Raw genomic sequence first — 18,845 nt, 5'->3', positions numbered from 1 at the left:
AAAAAGCCCTAAATAGTGAATTTTATTTGGCTCAAGCCGCGAAATTCAGTAATTTGTCATATAAAGCTAAACGTAATTAGAAAATAACAATGAAATGGATGCACTTACAACTTAAGCTACTGGCTGTTTTTTTATTCTTTGTGAGCTGCTTTGCAGCCGCAGAAGAGTATCAAGTTGCGCCCGCAGCTAACTGGGTAAAACACCATAAGTTACTTACCCCTGAGATACCTCGAGACCAAATACGAGACGGGACTTTCTACCTAATGCTCGACACTCAGCTTCAGGTATCTGAGCAAGCCCCACAGCAACGCTTTAATCGTACTGTAATGCAAGCGGTCAATCAGTCTGGGGTTGATTATATTAGCCAGCTGAATATTGATTTTGACCCAAATTATCAATCTCTTACGCTCAATAGTTTAGGCATTATTCGTGACGGCCAATATATAGATAAACTAAATAGTGCCGAGCTACAGGTGTTACAACGCGAGACTGACTTAGCAAGTCGTATATACAATGGCACCTTAAGCCTAAATGTCATTATTGATGATATGCGGATCATGGATATTTTAGATTACAGCTATACGGTTTCGGGCAGTAATCCGGTTTATCAACACTTCAGCACCAAGCGCACACTGAACTGGTCGGTGCCGATAGTGCAGCAATTTATGCGGGTACAGTGGCAAAAGCCTACGCCCTTATATATCAACTTTATAAATGGCGAGTCGCCTGTTACTAAAACCAAGCTAGATACGGGTTTTGACTACCAGATTAGCCAACACAATGAGCCGACCCTTAGCTCTGCAAGCGAAGTACCGCATTGGTATTCGCCTTACAAGGAAGTGTACTTTTCTGAAGTAAATAATTGGCAAGAGGTAGTCAATTGGTCGTTACCTTTGTACCAATCTGCCATCGAAGTGAGCCCTGCTATTGAAACAATTGCTCGTCAAATTAAGTTTCAACATGCCGATTTAGAGTCTCAAATTGTGGCTGCCCTGCGCTTTAGCCAAGACGAAGTACGTTATTTGGGCCTAGAAATGGGCACCAACTCACACCAGCCTACTCCAGCATCAGAAACTCTGGCACTGCGCTATGGCGACTGTAAAGACAAAACCATCTTGCTCATTTCTTTACTTAAAGCGCTCGGGGTAGAGGCTCATCCTGCTTTAGTTAACACTGAAGACCGAAAACGTACTGCTAGCTTACCGGTCTCTCCTAGCTTATTTGACCATGTCATTGTCACCTTAGAGCATCAAGGTAAGCGTTATTGGCTTGATCCGACCATTTCGTATCAGCGCGGCGATTTAGAAAATTTAGCTCAACCGAACTACGATGTAGCGTTAATAATAAAGCAAGGTGAAACAGGCTTTACAGATATGTTCACAGAGCCTGCCCTAAAACGCATACAGGTTTCTGATAATTATCAGATCCCAGAAGGTATTGATGAGCCAGTTAGTTTCTCAACTCAATATAAATACGGTGACTTTGAAGCAATTAGCCGCCGCAGTTCAATCGCTAAAAACAGCTTAAAAAGCATAGAAGATGATTACCGCGAATATTATCAAGATACCTACAAGGGCTTAAAAACTGCCAAACCTATGCTGGTTGAATCCCCAGAGGACACCGGTCAGCTAATTACCAATGAGCACTATACTATTGATGACTTTTGGCTACCTGAGGGTAATGATTTTCAAAACGACTTTTACGCCAGTGAAATTCAAAACTCAGTTTATAAGCCGGAGCAGCGAGAGCGAAACAATGCACCAATGTGGTTTCGTTACCCAAATAATATCGAAACAACCATAAAGGTTACGTTTACGGACTCTAATTGGCAGTTTGATGATGAGCAGGTCACGATCGACAACCCATTTTTTCATCTCGAAAAGCGCGTAACATTTAAAGACTCAGTGTTGACCTTATACTTTGATTACAGTGCTAAGCAGGATCATATTCCAGCCGATCAAATAGACCTTTACCTAAGCGAGCGCAAAAAACTCAATAACGCGACCCATTACGGCATCATTAAATACGGCACAAATAGGGCCACAACCACACCAGTAGATGACGAAACCAACTGGTATAGCGTTTTTATTTTAAGTTACTTAGCGGCAATCATCTTTTTCATCGCGGCTTGGCGTTTTGAAGTTCGAAAACGTCCAGAATTTGAAGGTGCGCAGTTTTATCCTGTAAGCAACAGTAAATTTTACCTTTATAGTTTATTCAGCTTGGGCATATTTATTAATTACTGGAGTTATCGCAATTGGAAGTTTATTAAGCAGCAACAAAACAGCCATATGATGCCCATTGCCCGAGGTATTTTTGCGCCTTTATTCTTTTTTGCACTGTTTCTTCAACTTATAAAACATAGCGAACAAACCTTTAACAAAAATAAAATATTACCAACTGCGGTTGCTTTTGTAATTTGGTTAATGATTATTGTATGTGAAATAGCAAGTTCACTAGGTGACTATGGTATGTGGCTATTCTTAATCATTCCTTTATTATGGCTACCAATTGTTAACTACATTCAAAACCTGAACCAACCTAAAGATGCGTTAGAGTACAACTCAAAATGGCGTGCAAGACAGCTGCTAATTTCTGTATTCGCGACGCCTTTACTACTTTATGGGCTAATTGCTGAATTATACTTATTGCCTAATTCAACCATAGTTACAGGTGACAAACTTTGGTCTTATCAGGTTAACTTTTTAAAGCGTCAAGAGATTATGCCTAGTGATGAAAATGTGGAGTATTTTTATAGCGATGCATTTTTTGATTTCAGAGATGATGGCAATGGCATGACGAAAAATACGCTTTTTAGTTACTGGAAAAATGAACAAGGTGTAATTGAAAAAGATCTGCTCTACTTTAATGAAATAAAAGAAGTGAAAGCAGACTATGCAAAAAGTCCTCTAACAACATCTTCACTTACCGTTATTGATTATGACGGTAATGAGATGCTGTTATTCTTAAGCAATGAAGACGACCTAGATAGACGCTTTGTTGCCAAGGTTAAGCAACGCCTCAAAGAGTCAACCTTAGCAACTGAGCAAAACGCAGATTAAGTCAGTCGCTTAATCATGCGTTTTAAGGCGGGCGCTTTCAGAGGCTTATAAAGCAATGGATAGCCCGCATCGAGCACTAATTCGCGTATGCCTTCATCATGATTCGCAGTATTAACGATGGCTGGTAAGCGTGTTAGTGCCGCTTGCTCAATCACTTCGAGCCCTGTTACCCCATCATCAAGCTGATAATCAATAATCAACAATTGCGGCAGGGCTTGGCTTGCCTTTAACTGCTCAAGCTCCGCTAAGTTAGTGGCTATTGAAATTTCACAGCCCCAATTTTCGAGTAGCTGCTTTAATGCCTCTAACACGTTGCGGTCGTTATCAAGCAACCAAATACGCAATTGCCCCAGCTCTGTTTCTTGTGATGCTTCAGCGCCTTTCGCTTGCGCAGGCGCAGTACTCACTCTACAAGGCAGGGTAAGGGTAAATTGCGTGCCTTTACCAAGTTCAGACCCCATCACTAAGGGTATTTTAAGTAAGTCACATATACGTTTAGTGATTGCCAACCCTAAGCCTAACCCCTCGGCGCTTGGCTTTGCACCAAGCTGTTTAAACTCTTGGAAAATAGTTTGTTGATCGCTCGATGCAATACCAATCCCTGTGTCTTCAACAATAAAGGATACATGGTCATCGTCGTACTGCATTTTTAAGCGCACTTCACCTTGCTCGGTATAACGAATCGCATTACTCAAAAGGTTACGTAGTACTCGACGTAACAGCGCTTTGTCGGTATGCAAGCGCACATCACAGGTTTCAATAATGAACTTTAAGCCTTTTTCACGGGCAAGGGCTTCGTAGTCATTACGCAGAGGCTCAACCAACGAACTGGCAGCAAACTCGCTCATTTGTACTTTAAATGAGCCTGAATCGAGCTTAGTTAACTCTAAAATACTCGATAATAACTCTTCGGCGCTGCCCAATGAATTCTTAATATTCATCGCCAACTCTTTAAGTTCGGTGTCTTGGGCTTTTTCATTCATTAAAGAACAAAACAAGCTCGCAGCATTGAAAGGTTGCAGTAAATCATGGCTAGCAGCGGCAAAAAAGCGCGTTTTACTGACCGTTGCTTGCTCCGCCACTTGCTTTGCCATCGACAACTCTTGGTTTGCTTGAGTCAATGCCAAGGTGCGTGCGGCGACTTTTTCTTCAAGGCTAACATTGGCTTCGGTTAACGCTTTTTGTTGTTTTACGAACTCGGTGATGTCGGTATAGGTTGTTACAAAGCCGCCACCTGGCAGTGGGTTACCTTGCATTTCAAACACGCGACCATCATTGTGCGAGCGCTGGTATTTATAAGCACTGCCTTGGCGTAAATAGGCTAAGCGTTTTTCAACTTCGCTGGTCATGCTCTCGCCGCTAAATAAACCGCGCTCGGCATTAAAACGAATAATGTCGGCAACCGGGCGGCCTATGTAAAGCGCATCATCTGGGTAGGCGAACATGTTTTTGTAGCCTTGGTTCCAAGCTACCAAGCGCAGCTCACTATCAACTACACTGATCCCTTGTTGAATATTTTCGATTGTTGATTGCAGTAAATCACGATTAAATTTAAGCACTTGGCTTGCTTCGTCAACAAACTCGGCAACCTGCTCTAGAGGCTGGCGCTGCTCATTTTTCGCCACATCTAAAATAAGTCGTGCCGATGCGCCGCCGATCACCGCAGACATCTCGCGCTCAACTAATAGCTCTAACTCGACATTGGCAGGGCGCTTCCACTTACTTTTATCATCCGGAAAGTAATGATTTACCAACGACTGCGCCGCTTCTTTTTCAGCAAACCGCTGCATCAGTGCACCTAGATCATGGTAGCTCAAAGGCTGTAGATGATTGCTTACCTTCGAATCATTCAGCTGCGAAACAAACTTATTACTCTGTAAGCGTTCAGCCAAGGTTGCACGACTAAATAACGGCACTAAGAAATACACTAAACAGTTCGCACCTAACGATAGCAATAGAGCTTGGCTAATGCTTTCCATGCCTAATGAGAATAAGTCGGTTGGCGCTAACCAGTTTATTCCCCACGGTCCATTCACAAGCCATAAGCTATCGCTTCCTAAACCTCCGGCGATATTCGGCAGTAAAAGTGTGTATCCCCAAATAATAAAGCCGCTTAAAATCCCCAATTGCGCACCCCGACACGATGCTTGTCGCCACCATAAGCCTATGATCATGGCCGGCGAAAATTGCGCGACTAAGGTGAACGACATCAAACCCACATTGGCAAGGGTTGTACTTTCGCCCAGCACTCGGTGAGTAAAATAGCTAAGCAATAAAATCAATACGATAACGATTTTTCGCGCATGTAATAGGTTATTTTTATCAAGCCCGCGACTGCTCGATGTAAGTTGCGAGCGGCGTAAAATAAACTGGTTAATAAAGTCATTAGTGATCATCACTGAAAGCACAATTGATGACACAATCACCATACTGGTTGCCGCTGAAAAGCCACCTAAAAAGGCTAATAACGCCACAAAGGCATCATCAGCCGCCATAGGTAAAGCCAATACAAAGGTGTCGTAGCCGACTTCTTGACCTTGAAAGTAAATTAATCCGGCATATGCAATAGGTAAAATAAATAGGTTAATAAGTAAGAGGTAAATCGGAAATAGCCAACGCGCCGAGGCCAGCTCTTTATCGTTATTTTTTTCGATAAAGCTCATGTGGAATTGTCTTGGCAAACATAAGGTCGCCAAAATACCAAGCAAAGTATGAGCAACATACACATAGGTTGGACTTTGTGTGGCCGTCACTTGCTGATCAATATTTAAGTCATGCGCTTTTTCAAACAGCGCCACTGGGCTGTCGAATAGAGCAAAGCATACATACAAACCCACCGCTAAAAACGCCAACAACTTAACCACAGATTCAAAAGCAATACTGGCAATCAATCCTGGGTTATGCTCACTGGGTTTTAACCGCCTCGCGCCGAATAAAATAGCAAACAGTGCCAATACAATCGTGATGTAAAAAGTACTATCGGCCCATACTTCATGGCTTTGTGTGGCAGCACGGTCGGTAAGTAAGTTGATACTTTGTGCAGTTGCACTTAGCTGTAAAGAGATATAGGGCACAATGGCAATCACTGAAATCAATGAAATGAGTCCAGACAAACTCGACGACTGACCATACCGAGTCGCAATAAAATCTGCCATTGAGGTTATTTTTTGCTGCCGACAAATATGCGCTATGCGGCAATAGACTTGCCACCCAAAAATGAATAACAAGATAGTGCCTGCATAGGTCGGAGCCAACCACCAGCCGTTGTATGCAGCTTGTGCTGTAGTGCCAAAGAACGCCCAAGAGGTGCAATACACCCCAAGTGATAAACCATAGGTTAAGCCTTTAAAAGGCAATACTTTTCTTTTATCAGCCCAGCCTGCAACCGCAAATAAAATTGCCAGATACACAATTGCAAGAAGGCTTATTGACCAAATTGAGAACATCGCATGTGATTATTTTAATTGTTATAGCCCCAGCATAGTTTTTATTGCACGTAATTTACAGCCTAACTTTAGTGCTAATGCATTGTATTACGGAAGTTTAAAAAACAAACACAAAGAAATGAGAATTATTTTCAATTGAGTGTTGACAGACACGTAAATCTAATTGATAATCACTATCAACAAGACGATAAAGTACTTGTTCGGAATAAACTGATTTGTTTCTCGACCCTGAAACACGTGTGGCCCACGATAAAGCTAAGATCGCCTGTTGCTAATCGCAACGCCCCTTGATATTGGCAACAGGTGATCGCCCTACTATTTTACTTGCTACATTGCTCATATCGGTGACGGTAGATATGAAACTCAAAAAGCCCTTACAGGGCTTTTTTTATGTCTGAAATTCGTACAAAACCTGCAATAAAACTAAATGAGAATTATTTTCAAAAAAGTATTGACAGCATCGCAAACCTAATTGATAATTAATCTCAACAAGCCAAGCGAAGTATGATGACTTGTTGAGATTGAATTTGTTTCTCCCCAGAAACGCGTGTCGACACGTTAAAGCTTTAGCTTATATGTTGCTAATCGCAACGCCCCTTGATATTGGCGACATATAAGCGACCCTACTTATTTTACTTGCTACATTGCTCATATCGGTGACGGTAGATATGAAACTAAAAAAGCCCTTGCAGGGCTTTTTTTATGTCTAAAAGTTAATGCGTTAACTTTATCGACGGTTCTTACGTGCACGTGCACGGCGTTGTTTTTTCTCTTCTTCTTTAGCGGCTTTTTTCGCCTCTGCAGCAGCGCGAAGCTGTGCAACCATTTGCTCTTCTTCTTCACGCATGGCCGGTGTTTCCATGGTAATACGACCAATAATGCCATCGCGTAATTCGTTGATAAGAATTTCAGACATTTTGTAAGTGTCGATTTGATTGCCACCGCGGATACAACCACGCTTTTTACCTGCCATTTCAACAAACTCCCAGTCAGACTCTGGTAGCTCATCAATTTTATAGCGGCTTTTTAAAAGCTCTGGGTATGCATGCAGTAAATATTCAGCGGTGTAACTTGCCACTTCTTCGTAGTCGATAGCGGTATCACGAATAGCACCGGTTGCCCCTAAACGATAACCAGAGTTTTCGTTCTCTACTTTAGGCCATAACATACCCGGCGTGTCGTAAAGCATAATGCCATCGTCAAGCTTAATACGTTGCTGCGCTTTGGTTACCGCAGGTTCATTACCTGTTTTTGCCACGATACGGCCGGCCAAAGTATTAATAAGCGTTGATTTACCAACGTTTGGAATACCCATGATCATGGCTTTAATTTGTTTATCAGCGCCTACTTTATGAGGCACTAATTTTTTACAAAGCTCATTAATACGGTGCACTTCACCTGCTTTATCATTACCAAAATCAATCGCTTTCACACCACTTTGCTGCTCAAAGTAGTCTTTCCAAGCTTGCGTTAACTTAGGATCAGCCAAGTCCGCCTTGTTCATGATTTTGATCACCGGCTTATCGCCACGCAGCGCAGTAACCATTGGGTTTTCACTACTGTAAGGAATACGGGCATCAAGTACCTCAATGATCACATCCATCTGTGGCATGATTTCTTTAATTTCGTTTCGGGCTTTGTTCATGTGACCCGGGAACCACTGTATTCCTGTTCTACTCATTTGATTATTAAGCTCTTTATTTTAAAGGTTAACGCCACGGGGGACTTATATGGGTACTAAAAGCAAAACTACTCTATTCGTACTTAACTAGTGTAGGTAGTTTACTACATTGAGTATGATTATTTAAAAATAAATACACGATACTGTAGGTCAGCAAAGCTTGCCATAAAGAGAGTTTTCTCTTTTACCCCGCCTTAAGAAAAAACACCCATTAAAAATCACATTCAAACAACTTAAATCGTATTTTAAATAATTTTCGGCGACCTTCGATGCACACCTCAAAAACTAAACTATACTGATTTTGACAATAAATTTTATGGATGAAATATGATGTCGGACCAAGATAAAGGATTGATCAAATCTCCTTCTCCAGAAATTAATTTACACCAATCACACTGGACTCTGAAAGTAACAAAAATATTTTCAGCGGTTATATTTGGACTAATTATTCCTGGAATTCTAACTTTTAATGTTATGGGAAACCTAGCTCAACTTGAGCAAAGCATTAATTCGAAACAAGATCTCGAAAAAGTAGCAAGTATTTACAGAACTTTAAAAGAAGAAGTTGAAGTACAAAATCAGTATGCCCTCGCATCCTATTTATTTTCATCTGCTATCAATCAAAACACCCTAATCAATAAACAAATCATGAAAACGGTAGCCATTCATATTGGGTTCTCGGTAATTAGCTTTGGAGTTTTATTCATCATATTGGGCATTAATCAAGGTTCTATATCTGCCTCTGGTACTTTTGCAAATTCAACCAGTATTGATTTTAAAAGTGGCTCAATGGGAGTTGGCGTTATACTTATTGGAGGCGTAATGGTAACAACTGCCGCAATTCATACCAACGAGTATACAGGTGTCTCAATCCCTGCTTATAAACCTTCTGAGGCAACCCTTATCAAAACTATTGATAATTTAGAGGCTGCTAATTACAGCAATTTTGTCAGAAGTCTTCTTCTTAGGACGATAGAGAATACTAGTACTGAAAGTAATAACTCAGGTGGACACAATAAGGATAATGCCCCTTGGCAAACTAAACCTAATACCCTACTGAATCAAACTAAACTAAAAAGTGAGAACGGCAATGAACAATAAAGTTAAACCCTATATAACAAAACTTGATAAAGGTAATGCATACTGGATGGCTAGGCTAGCAAAGGCTGTTTACACACATGACCAAACCCCAGCAAAGTTGCCTGATAAAAAAGCGATTCTTAATGATTTAAAAAGCGAAGATAGTGACTTTCTTGATGTAATTGTAGCCAGTAAAGATAGCGCCCAAGGTATGATGGTAGAGCATAAGGAATATTTTTGTCTTGCCTTTAGAGGGACTGACGAGTTAGCCGATTGGGTCGACAATATAAATGCAATCGCTGTAAAACAGCTGTTTGGGGAGTTTCACCGAGGTTTTTGGAACTCTGTTCAAGATATTTGGGAAATTCTGTTTGGTCAATATCAACTTAAAGCACGAGAAAAACAAAAGCCATTATTTCTGACAGGTCACAGCTTAGGTGGGGCAATGGCGACTATTGCAGCAGCTATCCTGAGCCATAGAGATTTACCTTTTACCAGTTGCTACACTTTCGGCCAACCTAGAGCTATGAACAAAGAGACTTCTCGGCTGTTTAATATGGAATGTAAGGAGCGCTTTTTTAGGTTTCATAATAATAACGATATAGTAACAAGGGTCCCCGCTAGAGTTATGGGTTATAGCCATGTTGGTCAGTATTTCTACATAAGCGAAGAAGTAGAGATACACCAAGAGCCTGGTTTCTGGTTTAAATTTATTGATTATGTCGATGGCGCTGTTTCTTCAGTAAAAGCTAGGCGCCTTGATTTGATTGATGATCACAACATGGACGACTACCTCGCGGCAGTAAAAAAGTGGGACTTTAAGGATGAGTAATATGATTAGGAAAAAGCTACGGCATATAATTTGGGGAGTAATTCTCATTATTAATATGAATGGCTGTGTTTCAATTCCGGCCGAAGCACCAGAGTTATCTGCTGAGCTTGGAAAGCATCTAAGCCAATTAGAAAAAGCAAATATTACATTATTAAATAAATTTTTCGATTTGAAGCGCCAAGAAGTTAACCGTTTCATTGAAACTGAGTGGCTACCTACTTTTGCCGAAGAAGTTTTTTCCGTACCTAGCTTTCAAAACGCATGGGATAACATACTTAAAAACGGTAATAAAGCTGATCAACTGAAATTTGTAATAATGTTAGGCCCAAAGTTACTTAAGGAAATGGATAAAACAAGAGCTGAGATTTTAAAGCCTCTAAATGAGCTAGAAGCAACAATGGAAAAGCGGATAAGAGATGAATACATTCAAGCAAAAGCGATTAATAACAGTCTAACTAGCTTCCTAACTTCAGCCGCAGAAGTTGTTGAATCTCAAAATAGATACCTAGCAATGGCTGGCGTCACTGAAGAAAAAATAACCTCTATTGTCGAGAAAACTGACAAAATAGTTTCTGATGCATTATCGAACTTCGAAAAGGCTAATGATTACTCTACTGACATTGCAAACTATAAAGAAAAGCTTAATGAACTCAAAGATATATTGAATTAAGGAGATATTCATGACTATTAATTGGGAAGAGCTCGAAAAGGAAATTGATGGTGCAATTCAAACTGGCACTAACAATACCAACAAAAAACTATCTTCAAGAATATCATCTGTAACAAGACTAACTGACGAAGAGATTACTGAAATGCTCCCGGAGTCTACGGATGTTAAAAAGTTATCAAAGTTAATGGCAATAGTTAAAGCTGCAGAAGACGATAATACTAAGGCTAAAAAACTGGCTCATAATGTCGAAGAACTCGGTTCTATAGTTATAAAGCTGATTAACAAACTCACCTAATCTTTTTGTGAGCAATAGATAATGAAGCGTAAATATAAAGTGCTCTATCTACTATAAAATAAAAATTGATGGACTCTTTTGGGTCCATCATTAGATAGTTTAAGAGGTTTTTGCTTTTAAGTGTAACCAGTTTTCTTGTTTAAGTTTATTCCAAGCAGCAAGGATATGTGCGGGCTTCATTTGCGTTTTACGAGCATTCCAGCTACGCACTGCATTAACAAGCTCTTCATCAGTAATAGTGGCTCCTTCTAACTCATTAGTAGCAACCCAATGAACCGTTGAAAGTAGCTCCATACCATTTTGTGACTCAAAACCTTCGATTAACCTAGATACTTTATTAAATCGCAGTTTGGTCTCTGGATACGCCTGCAAATAGTTAAGTGCTTCAATAGCTGCATCATCTTTAAGCTCTATCGGCGTATCAGGCTTGTTTATACCATCTGCATAACCAGTAACAAAGTGGCCCTCCATTTTATCGAGAACATGGCGTAATACATCAGCATAAGGGCCATAGTGATGCTTTTTAAATACAACTTTATTTAAAGGCTCACCTGCCGCTGTTAAAAAGTAAACGAGCTTTTGCACTTCCAATAAAGACAAACGATATCCAAACCCTGTAGATATGTAACGCTCTATCAACCCAAGTACAGCGGCTCTCCCTAAAGTCATATCGGGTCTTTTAGTTTTATTAGGCATAGCCTGAGCACTTGGTGCGTTTTGTGGCGGGTACACACGCCATTCAACATCAGGTAATTCACTTAAAGAGCTCTGTAAAAGTGAATCTACATCACCCCAATCTAAGCCCCCTAATCCGCTACCTAATGCAGGTAATGCAACAGATTTAAGTCCTAATTGTTTTACTTCAGATTTTAAGCTACTAAGCCCTTGCTTTATATATTCGAGCTTAGACTTCCCCTTCCAATGTGCTTTAGTCGGAAAGTTAATAATATAAAATGGCGGATTGATAGAATTAAGCTCAACAGTTAACACCACACCTGTTACAATCTCTTTGTCATCACAAGCTTTTTTATACACCTTAAAATTATCAGGAAAGGCTTTTTTAAATTGCAAAGCCAGTCCTTTACCCATTACCCCTACAGTGTTAACTGTGTTGATAATGGCATCCGCTTGATCATGCAAAATGTTGCCAGTTTGATAAGTAATCATATTAACCTCAGTAGTACCACTGTGGCATAACTAATACCTCAGGTTTATGTCGCGCATTTTGAAGCAAGGCATTCACTTCATCAGCCACAACTTGCGATTTAACGCCTATTTGCCGGATAGCTCCCCATTGTAAAGACTCAAACGCTAAAAACTCAGCTTGTTTTTCTTCTTTAAAGTCCTGCCAATAGCGCTCATTAATAATTCAATTGATATCTAGCTCATTTATACGTGTAAAATCATCAATTTGCTCTGCATAATCTAAGTCAGCATGAATATCAGTAAAAAAGCAATGTTGATTGCCTAGACGTATCGTTTCTATATCACTAATTAAGTGTAATACCTTATCTTGCCCACCACCATAATCATCATGCCCACAATAAATAACATACAACATGACTGAGCGCGGACAAAAATTAAACGGCACATACTGGCCAATCATTCCTCCCGCAGCTACTTTTACAGGGCGAACTAAACGACGTTGCTTAATATGGTTATAGCCAATATTTTGGTTAACCAAACCAAGCTCTATACGTCTAGCGTCAGACAATAAGCAGCCTTGACCTAAAATACTAGCTAAGTTACCAATGTGAGTGATGTGAGATACTTTTATTGTCATTTAAAATCCATTTTTAAATTACTCTAACTGGTTCGGAGCAAATACCAAATCACTTTAAGATCTGTACTTGAGCAAAGTAACTTGAAGTGGTTTGGGTATTAATACGCTATAATGACGCAAATTTTTTCAAGTAAGCAGTTATGGCTCTTAAATCAACCATTATTAAAGCGCAATTATCGTTAAGCGATATGGACCGCCACATTTATCAAGATTTCAATTTAACTCTGGCACAACACCCATCAGAAACCGAACAACGTTTGATGATCCGCTTGTTGGCTTTTGCGCTAAATGCCCGTGAAGGCTTAGAGTTTACTAAAGGCTTATGCGCCGATGATGAGCCTGAGCTTTGGCACATTAACTATAGCGAAGAAATTGAATTATGGGTTGAGCTTGGACTACCAGACGAAAAACGCCTGAAAAAAGCCTGCAATAAGTCGAAGCAAGTTGTTTTATATACCTACGGCGAAAATAACCAAGCGATTTGGTGGCAAAAACATCAACCTAAGTTGTATGATTTTAAAAACTTAAGTATTTTTAGTCTCGATTATGCCGCGACTCAGGCATTAGCCGACTTAGCTGATCGTAATATTAAGCTCACTATTACCATTCAAGATGGTGAAGTATGGGTTAGCTCAGACACAGCAAATATCGAAATTAAACCGCAACAGTTAATGTAAGGAACGCGATGGCAATTAGGCAGGTTGTAGTATTACACGGACTATATATGTCAGGCTTTGTGATGCGCCCACTGTGCGCGCGTCTTGAAAAGTCAGGACTAAAAATACTCAATTTGACCTATAACACCCTCTCTCCCGATAGAGCGGCGATTTTCGATAAGATTGATCGCTTTATTGGTGGTAAACCTACCGCCTTAGTTTGCCACTCAATGGGCGGCTTGGTTGCTCGCGCTTACTTAGAGGCCAATTCTCTTCAAAGCCGCCATGTCGAAAAGGTGATCACCTTAGGCACCCCGCATAAAGGCAGCCATATTGCCAAACAAATGCAGCAGAAGGGCTTTGAAATGCTGTTAAAAAATAGCGTGGAGTTTTTATTACCTAAAAATGGCGATTGGCCGTTTGATGCCAAGCTTTATAGTATTGCTGGTGACTTACCCATAGGGCTAATGCCACTGATTGCTAAAGGCAGTGTCTCTGATGGTACAGTTTTGATAGATGAAACCAAACTCAATGGCATGGCAGAACATAAGGTGTTTCATTTGAGTCACACCAGTATGATCTACTCACGCCAAGTGATGGATTACATTATTAAGCTTATAAATCAAAGTGAGTGACACTTTAATCTTCAGCACTTGCAGCCACTTTATATGAGATTAAAACAATGATCCCTAGGATCAATGGTACAGGTGCAGCAATATAGCCAAAGGTATCAAAGTTTGCGAAGCTAGCACCAGCTAGATGACCTACCAAACCGATAACAAATGCAAGTAATGCGATCACGACAACGACTATTTCAGCTTTGTTTTCTTTAACTGTTTTACCGTCCATTTTTCTTCTCCTGGTTAAATGCGGTAAAGTCATTATGCGCTTCTGGTTCGTTGTTTTTTTGACCTAAATCAAGTTCTAAATCAGCGTGTTTCTCAGCAGGTGCAAACCTTGTTTTAGATCATACTTTCTGCCTAATTTTAAAATATTCGTAAAATAAGGTAGATTTTTTGCTCAGTTGCCCCAAGTCTATTAAAAGTAATTCAAAGTTATATTGATAGTGCATAAATGGACAACACCAACCTTTGATAGGTAAAACCTATCACCGTGTTCGAATTAAACCATTTTACAGATTAACCAAGATGGCTAATACTTAACACCAAGCACTAGCAAGTAAACACTTAACGGTTTTTTTAAGGAGCAATCTATGTCACAGGTAAATGCAATTGGTTTAAACAGCGCAAAAAGTGAAGATATCGTAAATTCACTAAACTCTTTACTAAGCTGCTACCAAATTCAATATATGAACGCACGCGGCTTTCATTGGAATATCAAAGGTCGTAACTTTTTTGAATTACACCTTAAATTTGAAGAAATTTATAACTTACTACTTGAGAAAGTAGACGAGATTGCAGAGCGTATTTTAACGTTAGGTGGTACACCGGTACATGCATTCTCTGAATACATTGAAGCAAGTAAGATCAGTGAAGCTAAAAATATCACGGAAGGCACTGCTGCAGTAGAAAACCTTTTAGCAGGTTACAGCACGCTTATTCAAATGCAGCGTGAAATCTTAGCACAAGCTGGTGATGCAGATGACGAAGGTACAGCATCATTAATGGGCGACTACATTAAAGAACAAGAGAAACTTGTTTGGATGTTAAAAGCTTACCTAGGTTAATATTCAGAATTGACACGAAAAAGCCCTCTCTTGAGGGCTTTTTTATATTCAGAAGGTATTATTTTAACCACTTTCTTAAATTATCGTACTCGGGTCTTATTTGAAAAAAGCTTTCAGCGTCTTGGTGAAAGTTAATATCCATTTCGACACCAGACCAAACTGTTTCTAATAAATTGCGGGCAATGATATTCGCTTTGATGTAATCAACGCGTTTGTAGCCTCGTGCTTTGACAGCCTGAAAGTAAACCTTAGCAGTTTCAATACTATCGGCAGTTGCTAATTCAAATTGTTCCAAATTAACCACAGCATACTGAATTGAAAACTCTGGGTACTTCATGATTTCTTGAGCAACTTCAATACTAAATGAAGCAACGGCTTCTTTATTAAAACTGCCACTCATTTCCACATAAATCACCGGCGGCTCAACAAAATAACGCCAATCACCATGGGCTTTAAACATGCTTACCCCTTTGAAATACAACTTAAGTTTACGCTTATAAAATTTATTTACCTATTTATCTAAGCCTTTATTCGATAATAAAGCAATAAAAAAGGCCATTTCTAATGCCTTTTCTTCAAGGCTTTTAAAGCGACCCGATGCACCACCATGGCCTGCATCCATGTCGGTTTTAAATACCAAAATGTTGTCATCGGTTTTAAGCTCACGTAGCTTAGCAACCCACTTCATTGGCTCCCAGTATTGCACTTGAGAGTCATGAAACCCGGTTGTAACAAGAATATTAGGGTAAGCCTGTGGCTTAATATTATCGTACGGTGAGTAAGCCTGAATCACATCATAAAACGCAGGATCATTTGGATTACCCCATTCGTCGTATTCATTGGTCGTCAGTGGAATACTCTCATCAAGCATGGTGGTTAGCACATCTAAAAATGGCACATGACACCCAATACCTAAATAAAGCTCAGGTGCTTGGTTAACCACAGCGCCCATTAATAAGCCACCAGCACTGCCACCAGACGCGAATACTTTCTCTGGGTGTGCATAGCCTTGCTCAGTAAGCGCATGCGTAACATCAATAAAATCGCTAAAGCTATTTTGCTTATATTGCTTTTTACCTTGCTCATACCAGTGACGCCCTAGCATTTCACCACCACGAATATGTGCAATCGCATAAACAAAACCGCGGTCAAGCAAGCTTAGTGAGCTACTTGAAAAACTAGGATCGATGGTAATACCATACGCGCCATAGCCATATTGCAACAGCGGATTACTTCCATCTTTATTAAATTGGTCGATACGATAAACCAAAGATACCGGCACTTGCTCGCCATCTCTTGCAGTAACCATTAAACGTTCTGAGCGATAATGCTCTGGGTTAAAATCACCCAATACTTGCTGTTGTTTTAATAAGGTTTTGTTACCTGTTTTTAAATCAACATCATACAAAGAACCTGGCGTAGTTAAGCTTGAATAGTAAATACGCGCAGAGCTCACATTCGGCTCTGGATTCATGGCAATTGCAGCATAATAACAAGGGTCATCAAACTCTAAAGTAAGACGCTCGGCTTGCTGATCCACCACTACAAAACGTGTTTGGCCAAGCTCTCGCTCGGTGAGGATAAGGTAGTCATCGAAAATCTCGACCCCTTCTAACAATACGTTCTCGCGATGTGGTGTATGCTCTTGCCAACGATGTTTATCGGCAATGGTGCTTTGCGTCGCGGTCATTAAACGAAAGTTTTTCGCTTGCCAGTTGGTCACAATGTAAAAGGTATCACCTAGCTTATCGACATCGAACTCATGGCCTTCTTCGCGTGGCATTAAGGCGCTAAATCCACCTTCTGGATTATTGGCATCAAGCACCCACGTATCGTTTGTTTCTGTAGTCGCAAGGTCAATTATGATCAGGCTTTCATCGCGGCTTTTGCCAAGCCCCATAAAGAAGCTTTTATCTTGCTCTTCATAAACCAGTACGTCATCAGCTTGCGGGGTGCCTAAAACATGGCGGTAAACCTGAAAACCCAATAAGGTTTGCAGGTCTTTTTTCACATAAAACACCGTTTTATTATCATTAGCCCACACCACTTGGCCTTCGGTGTTTTCCAGCACATCACTAAACATCTCGCCGCTGGCAATATTTTTAAAACGCACGGTATAAATACGACGACCTTCAGTGTCTTCAGAGTATGCAAGTAGCTGCTCGTCAGGGCTAATTGCAACTTCGCCTAATTCATAAAATTCGTAATCGCCAGCTAATTGATTTACATCTAACAGCAAGTGCTTGTCGCGTGCCTCTATTGAGCTACTGCGATAATGGCGTGCATATTCATCGTCGCCACGTACTTCTGAGTGATACCAATATTGGCCATCTTTCACGGGTACCGTGTTGTCGTCTTTTACAATGCGGTCTTTTAGTTCATTAAATAATTGTTCGCGCAGTGGTTTTATATCGGCGAGTTGCTCATCGCAATAATCGTTTTCGGCGTTTAAGTGCGCTAATACATCTTTATTTTCACGCTCATCATCACGCATCCAATAATAGTTATCGGTGCGAGTTAGTTGATGAGTAGTTAATGGATGAGGCTGTTTTTTGGCAACAGGAGGATGCGCTAATAAAGACAAAGAATACGAATTTGACGACACAAGAAAAAACCAAAAATAAAAAACGAATTGCTGGCAGTTTATCACAGAATTATACCAATCAGCTTAATTAAGTATTATTGCGGGTTGGTATTAAAAAAGCCCACTCAAATTGAGTGGGCTAAGCAATGCTAAAATAGCATTTAGGGGGAAACTCTTAATGTGAAACTTGCTGCCAAGCCATAGCCCAGCTTTTTCCTACACCTGGTTCAAATAGCGGGTTGTGTGAATCTTTAACACGACAAAACTCGCTAAATGGCCATGGTTTACACATATAAATATGGCCTGTTTTAGGTTGTAAAACCTTAATTCCTGCACTGTAATCGTTGCATGCTTGAGGATAAACATAGTCATAATCTTGCAGACTATCTTTTACTCGCTCTTCACACTTGGCGATACAATTAAACGCCACTTTTACATGCGTAATACCCGAGCCTTCTAGGGCATAAATTTGGTTTGAGCGATAGGCTACCACTAAACCTTGATCAGTCATTTTTCCAGCTTTTACTAGCGGAATATGCACATTAATATGCTCAGCAACGGAGCGCGGCCAATTATGAGGCTCACCTTGATCCGTACTGACTATTGGATATTCGAATGATAAATCGACTAGCTCTCCTTGCATGTCATAAAAGGTCACAATCACCCTATCACCAACAAATAGTTGGGTATGATGATTCAAGCAACCAATCGGCAACCACTTCCCGGAGGCCATTGACGTATGCATAAACAAAGTATCACCCTAAGAACAACTAATAGGCATTATCTAACAACCGTACAAAATAAATACTTTTTAGTTTGAGGCAAAAGATCCAAAGCACTAGATTATGTGCTTATCAGCGGTCCCGCTATCATAGTTTAAAACCTTAGACCGGAAACTTTGCGTCCTAACTTTTCAGTTAGTTTGCCAAAAACAAGACTGAGTATAATCGCGACCGAATCACAAATCAAACAAAAGAATGTAACCAAAGGTCTTATATAGCAAATAGTTACTAGCAAAAGATGCAGAAACAAAAAAGCCAACCGCTCGGTTGGCTTTAAAACAGAAAGA

Annotated in this window: 15 protein-coding genes, 1 pseudogene and 1 riboswitch; of the genes and pseudogenes, 8 read left to right on the top strand and 8 right to left on the bottom strand. The window is 40.2% G+C overall.

The features are described from left to right. Positions 1-89 precede the first annotated feature (89 nt). Positions 90-3,062 (top strand): DUF3857 domain-containing transglutaminase family protein, encoded by a 2,973-nt coding sequence (locus L1272_RS00320; protein ID WP_235372543.1) that lies wholly within the window; start codon positions 90-92, stop codon positions 3,060-3,062. Here the strand turns inward: L1272_RS00320 and L1272_RS00315 are convergent. Together L1272_RS00315 and ylqF are read right to left on the bottom strand one after the other, a co-directional pair. Next, on the bottom strand, positions 3,059-6,508 hold the full coding sequence (locus L1272_RS00315) for a PAS domain-containing hybrid sensor histidine kinase/response regulator (RefSeq protein ID WP_235372542.1): 3,450 nt from the start codon (positions 6,506-6,508) through the stop codon (positions 3,059-3,061). The two genes, L1272_RS00320 and L1272_RS00315, sit on opposite strands and share 4 nt — an antisense overlap. A 727-nt stretch (positions 6,509-7,235) precedes the next feature. Further along, positions 7,236-8,189, bottom strand: coding sequence for a ribosome biogenesis GTPase YlqF (ylqF, locus tag L1272_RS00310; protein ID WP_235372541.1), 954 nt, complete (start codon positions 8,187-8,189; stop codon positions 7,236-7,238). A gap of 327 nt (positions 8,190-8,516) precedes the next feature. Between ylqF and L1272_RS00305 the strand changes: the two genes are divergently transcribed. From L1272_RS00305 to L1272_RS00290, 4 genes are read left to right on the top strand one after another with little or no spacing between them, the layout of a single operon-like run. Then, complete coding sequence (locus tag L1272_RS00305; protein WP_235372540.1) at positions 8,517-9,290, top strand: hypothetical protein; 774 nt, start codon at positions 8,517-8,519, stop codon at positions 9,288-9,290. Then, positions 9,280-10,101 carry a lipase family protein gene (locus tag L1272_RS00300; protein ID WP_235372539.1) on the top strand — a complete coding sequence of 274 codons (822 nt, stop codon included), beginning with the start codon at positions 9,280-9,282 and terminating at the stop codon, positions 10,099-10,101. Before L1272_RS00305 ends, L1272_RS00300 begins: the two co-directional genes overlap by 11 nt. A 1-nt stretch (position 10,102) precedes the next feature. Continuing rightward, positions 10,103-10,771, top strand: a complete 669-nt coding sequence (locus L1272_RS00295; protein ID WP_235372538.1) for a hypothetical protein — start codon at positions 10,103-10,105, stop codon at positions 10,769-10,771. 10 nt (positions 10,772-10,781) lie between these two features. Beyond that, positions 10,782-11,066 carry a hypothetical protein gene (locus tag L1272_RS00290; RefSeq protein WP_235372537.1) on the top strand — a complete coding sequence of 95 codons (285 nt, stop codon included), beginning with the start codon at positions 10,782-10,784 and terminating at the stop codon, positions 11,064-11,066. 99 nt (positions 11,067-11,165) lie between these two features. On the opposite strand, the gene darG is transcribed toward L1272_RS00290, so the two are convergent. Continuing rightward, entirely contained in the window at positions 11,166-12,233 is a 1,068-nt protein-coding gene (gene darG / locus L1272_RS00285) for a type II toxin-antitoxin system antitoxin DNA ADP-ribosyl glycohydrolase DarG (protein WP_235372536.1), read from the bottom strand. Positions 12,234-12,240: 7 nt separating this feature from the next. Further along, a pseudogene (darT, locus tag L1272_RS00280) lies at positions 12,241-12,849 on the bottom strand (type II toxin-antitoxin system toxin DNA ADP-ribosyl transferase DarT). 140 nt (positions 12,850-12,989) lie between these two features. On the opposite strand from darT, the gene L1272_RS00275 reads away from it, so the two are divergent. Both L1272_RS00275 and L1272_RS00270 read left to right on the top strand, forming a co-directional pair. Then, complete coding sequence (locus tag L1272_RS00275) at positions 12,990-13,526, top strand: YaeQ family protein (protein ID WP_054552313.1); 537 nt, start codon at positions 12,990-12,992, stop codon at positions 13,524-13,526. Positions 13,527-13,534: 8 nt separating this feature from the next. Further along, positions 13,535-14,140, top strand: a complete 606-nt coding sequence (locus L1272_RS00270) for a PGAP1-like alpha/beta domain-containing protein (protein WP_187489547.1) — start codon at positions 13,535-13,537, stop codon at positions 14,138-14,140. Positions 14,141-14,144: 4 nt separating this feature from the next. On the opposite strand, the gene L1272_RS00265 is transcribed toward L1272_RS00270, so the two are convergent. Continuing rightward, positions 14,145-14,354 carry a hypothetical protein gene (locus tag L1272_RS00265; RefSeq protein ID WP_054552311.1) on the bottom strand — a complete coding sequence of 70 codons (210 nt, stop codon included), beginning with the start codon at positions 14,352-14,354 and terminating at the stop codon, positions 14,145-14,147. Positions 14,355-14,718: 364 nt separating this feature from the next. Here L1272_RS00265 and L1272_RS00260 point away from each other — a divergent pair, with 364 nt between their 5' ends. Continuing rightward, complete coding sequence (locus L1272_RS00260; protein ID WP_054552310.1) at positions 14,719-15,192, top strand: Dps family protein; 474 nt, start codon at positions 14,719-14,721, stop codon at positions 15,190-15,192. 58 nt (positions 15,193-15,250) lie between these two features. On the opposite strand, the gene L1272_RS00255 is transcribed toward L1272_RS00260, so the two are convergent. From L1272_RS00255 to L1272_RS00245, 3 genes are all read right to left on the bottom strand, one after another. Further along, positions 15,251-15,652 carry a hypothetical protein gene (locus L1272_RS00255; RefSeq protein ID WP_054552309.1) on the bottom strand — a complete coding sequence of 134 codons (402 nt, stop codon included), beginning with the start codon at positions 15,650-15,652 and terminating at the stop codon, positions 15,251-15,253. Positions 15,653-15,703: 51 nt separating this feature from the next. Beyond that, the gene (locus L1272_RS00250; protein ID WP_235372535.1) at positions 15,704-17,797 is read right to left on the bottom strand and encodes a S9 family peptidase; all 2,094 of its coding nucleotides are present in this window, start codon (positions 17,795-17,797) and stop codon (positions 15,704-15,706) included. Between the two features lie 154 nt (positions 17,798-17,951). Continuing rightward, positions 17,952-18,521, bottom strand: coding sequence for a hypothetical protein (locus tag L1272_RS00245; RefSeq protein ID WP_054552308.1), 570 nt, complete (start codon positions 18,519-18,521; stop codon positions 17,952-17,954). A gap of 108 nt (positions 18,522-18,629) precedes the next feature. Continuing rightward, a riboswitch (cyclic di-GMP riboswitch) is annotated at positions 18,630-18,713 on the bottom strand. Positions 18,714-18,845 lie beyond the last annotated feature (132 nt).

This window comes from Pseudoalteromonas sp. PAST1 (assembly GCF_021532515.1).
In the GTDB taxonomy this organism is placed as follows: Bacteria; Pseudomonadota; Gammaproteobacteria; order Enterobacterales; family Alteromonadaceae; genus Pseudoalteromonas; species Pseudoalteromonas simplex.
This window is presented reverse-complemented; position numbering and strand designations above follow the sequence as displayed.

Excerpts from the sequence above, each read along its gene's own strand:
- L1272_RS00265 (WP_054552311.1), bottom strand. The coding sequence starts at position 14,354 with ATGGACGGTAAAACAGTTAAAGAAAACAAAGCTGAAATAGTCGTTGTC.
- L1272_RS00245 (WP_054552308.1), bottom strand. The coding sequence starts at position 18,521 with ATGCATACGTCAATGGCCTCCGGGAAGTGGTTGCCGATTGGTTGCTTG.
- L1272_RS00305 (WP_235372540.1), top strand. The coding sequence starts at position 8,517 with ATGATGTCGGACCAAGATAAAGGATTGATCAAATCTCCTTCTCCAGAA.
- L1272_RS00315 (WP_235372542.1), bottom strand. The coding sequence starts at position 6,508 with ATGTTCTCAATTTGGTCAATAAGCCTTCTTGCAATTGTGTATCTGGCA.
- L1272_RS00255 (WP_054552309.1), bottom strand. The coding sequence starts at position 15,652 with ATGTTTAAAGCCCATGGTGATTGGCGTTATTTTGTTGAGCCGCCGGTG.
- L1272_RS00290 (WP_235372537.1), top strand. The coding sequence starts at position 10,782 with ATGACTATTAATTGGGAAGAGCTCGAAAAGGAAATTGATGGTGCAATT.
- L1272_RS00295 (WP_235372538.1), top strand. The coding sequence starts at position 10,103 with ATGATTAGGAAAAAGCTACGGCATATAATTTGGGGAGTAATTCTCATT.
- L1272_RS00320 (WP_235372543.1), top strand. The coding sequence starts at position 90 with ATGAAATGGATGCACTTACAACTTAAGCTACTGGCTGTTTTTTTATTC.
- L1272_RS00260 (WP_054552310.1), top strand. The coding sequence starts at position 14,719 with ATGTCACAGGTAAATGCAATTGGTTTAAACAGCGCAAAAAGTGAAGAT.
- L1272_RS00300 (WP_235372539.1), top strand. The coding sequence starts at position 9,280 with ATGAACAATAAAGTTAAACCCTATATAACAAAACTTGATAAAGGTAAT.
- L1272_RS00270 (WP_187489547.1), top strand. The coding sequence starts at position 13,535 with ATGGCAATTAGGCAGGTTGTAGTATTACACGGACTATATATGTCAGGC.
- darG (WP_235372536.1), bottom strand. The coding sequence starts at position 12,233 with ATGATTACTTATCAAACTGGCAACATTTTGCATGATCAAGCGGATGCC.
- L1272_RS00275 (WP_054552313.1), top strand. The coding sequence starts at position 12,990 with ATGGCTCTTAAATCAACCATTATTAAAGCGCAATTATCGTTAAGCGAT.
- ylqF (WP_235372541.1), bottom strand. The coding sequence starts at position 8,189 with ATGAGTAGAACAGGAATACAGTGGTTCCCGGGTCACATGAACAAAGCC.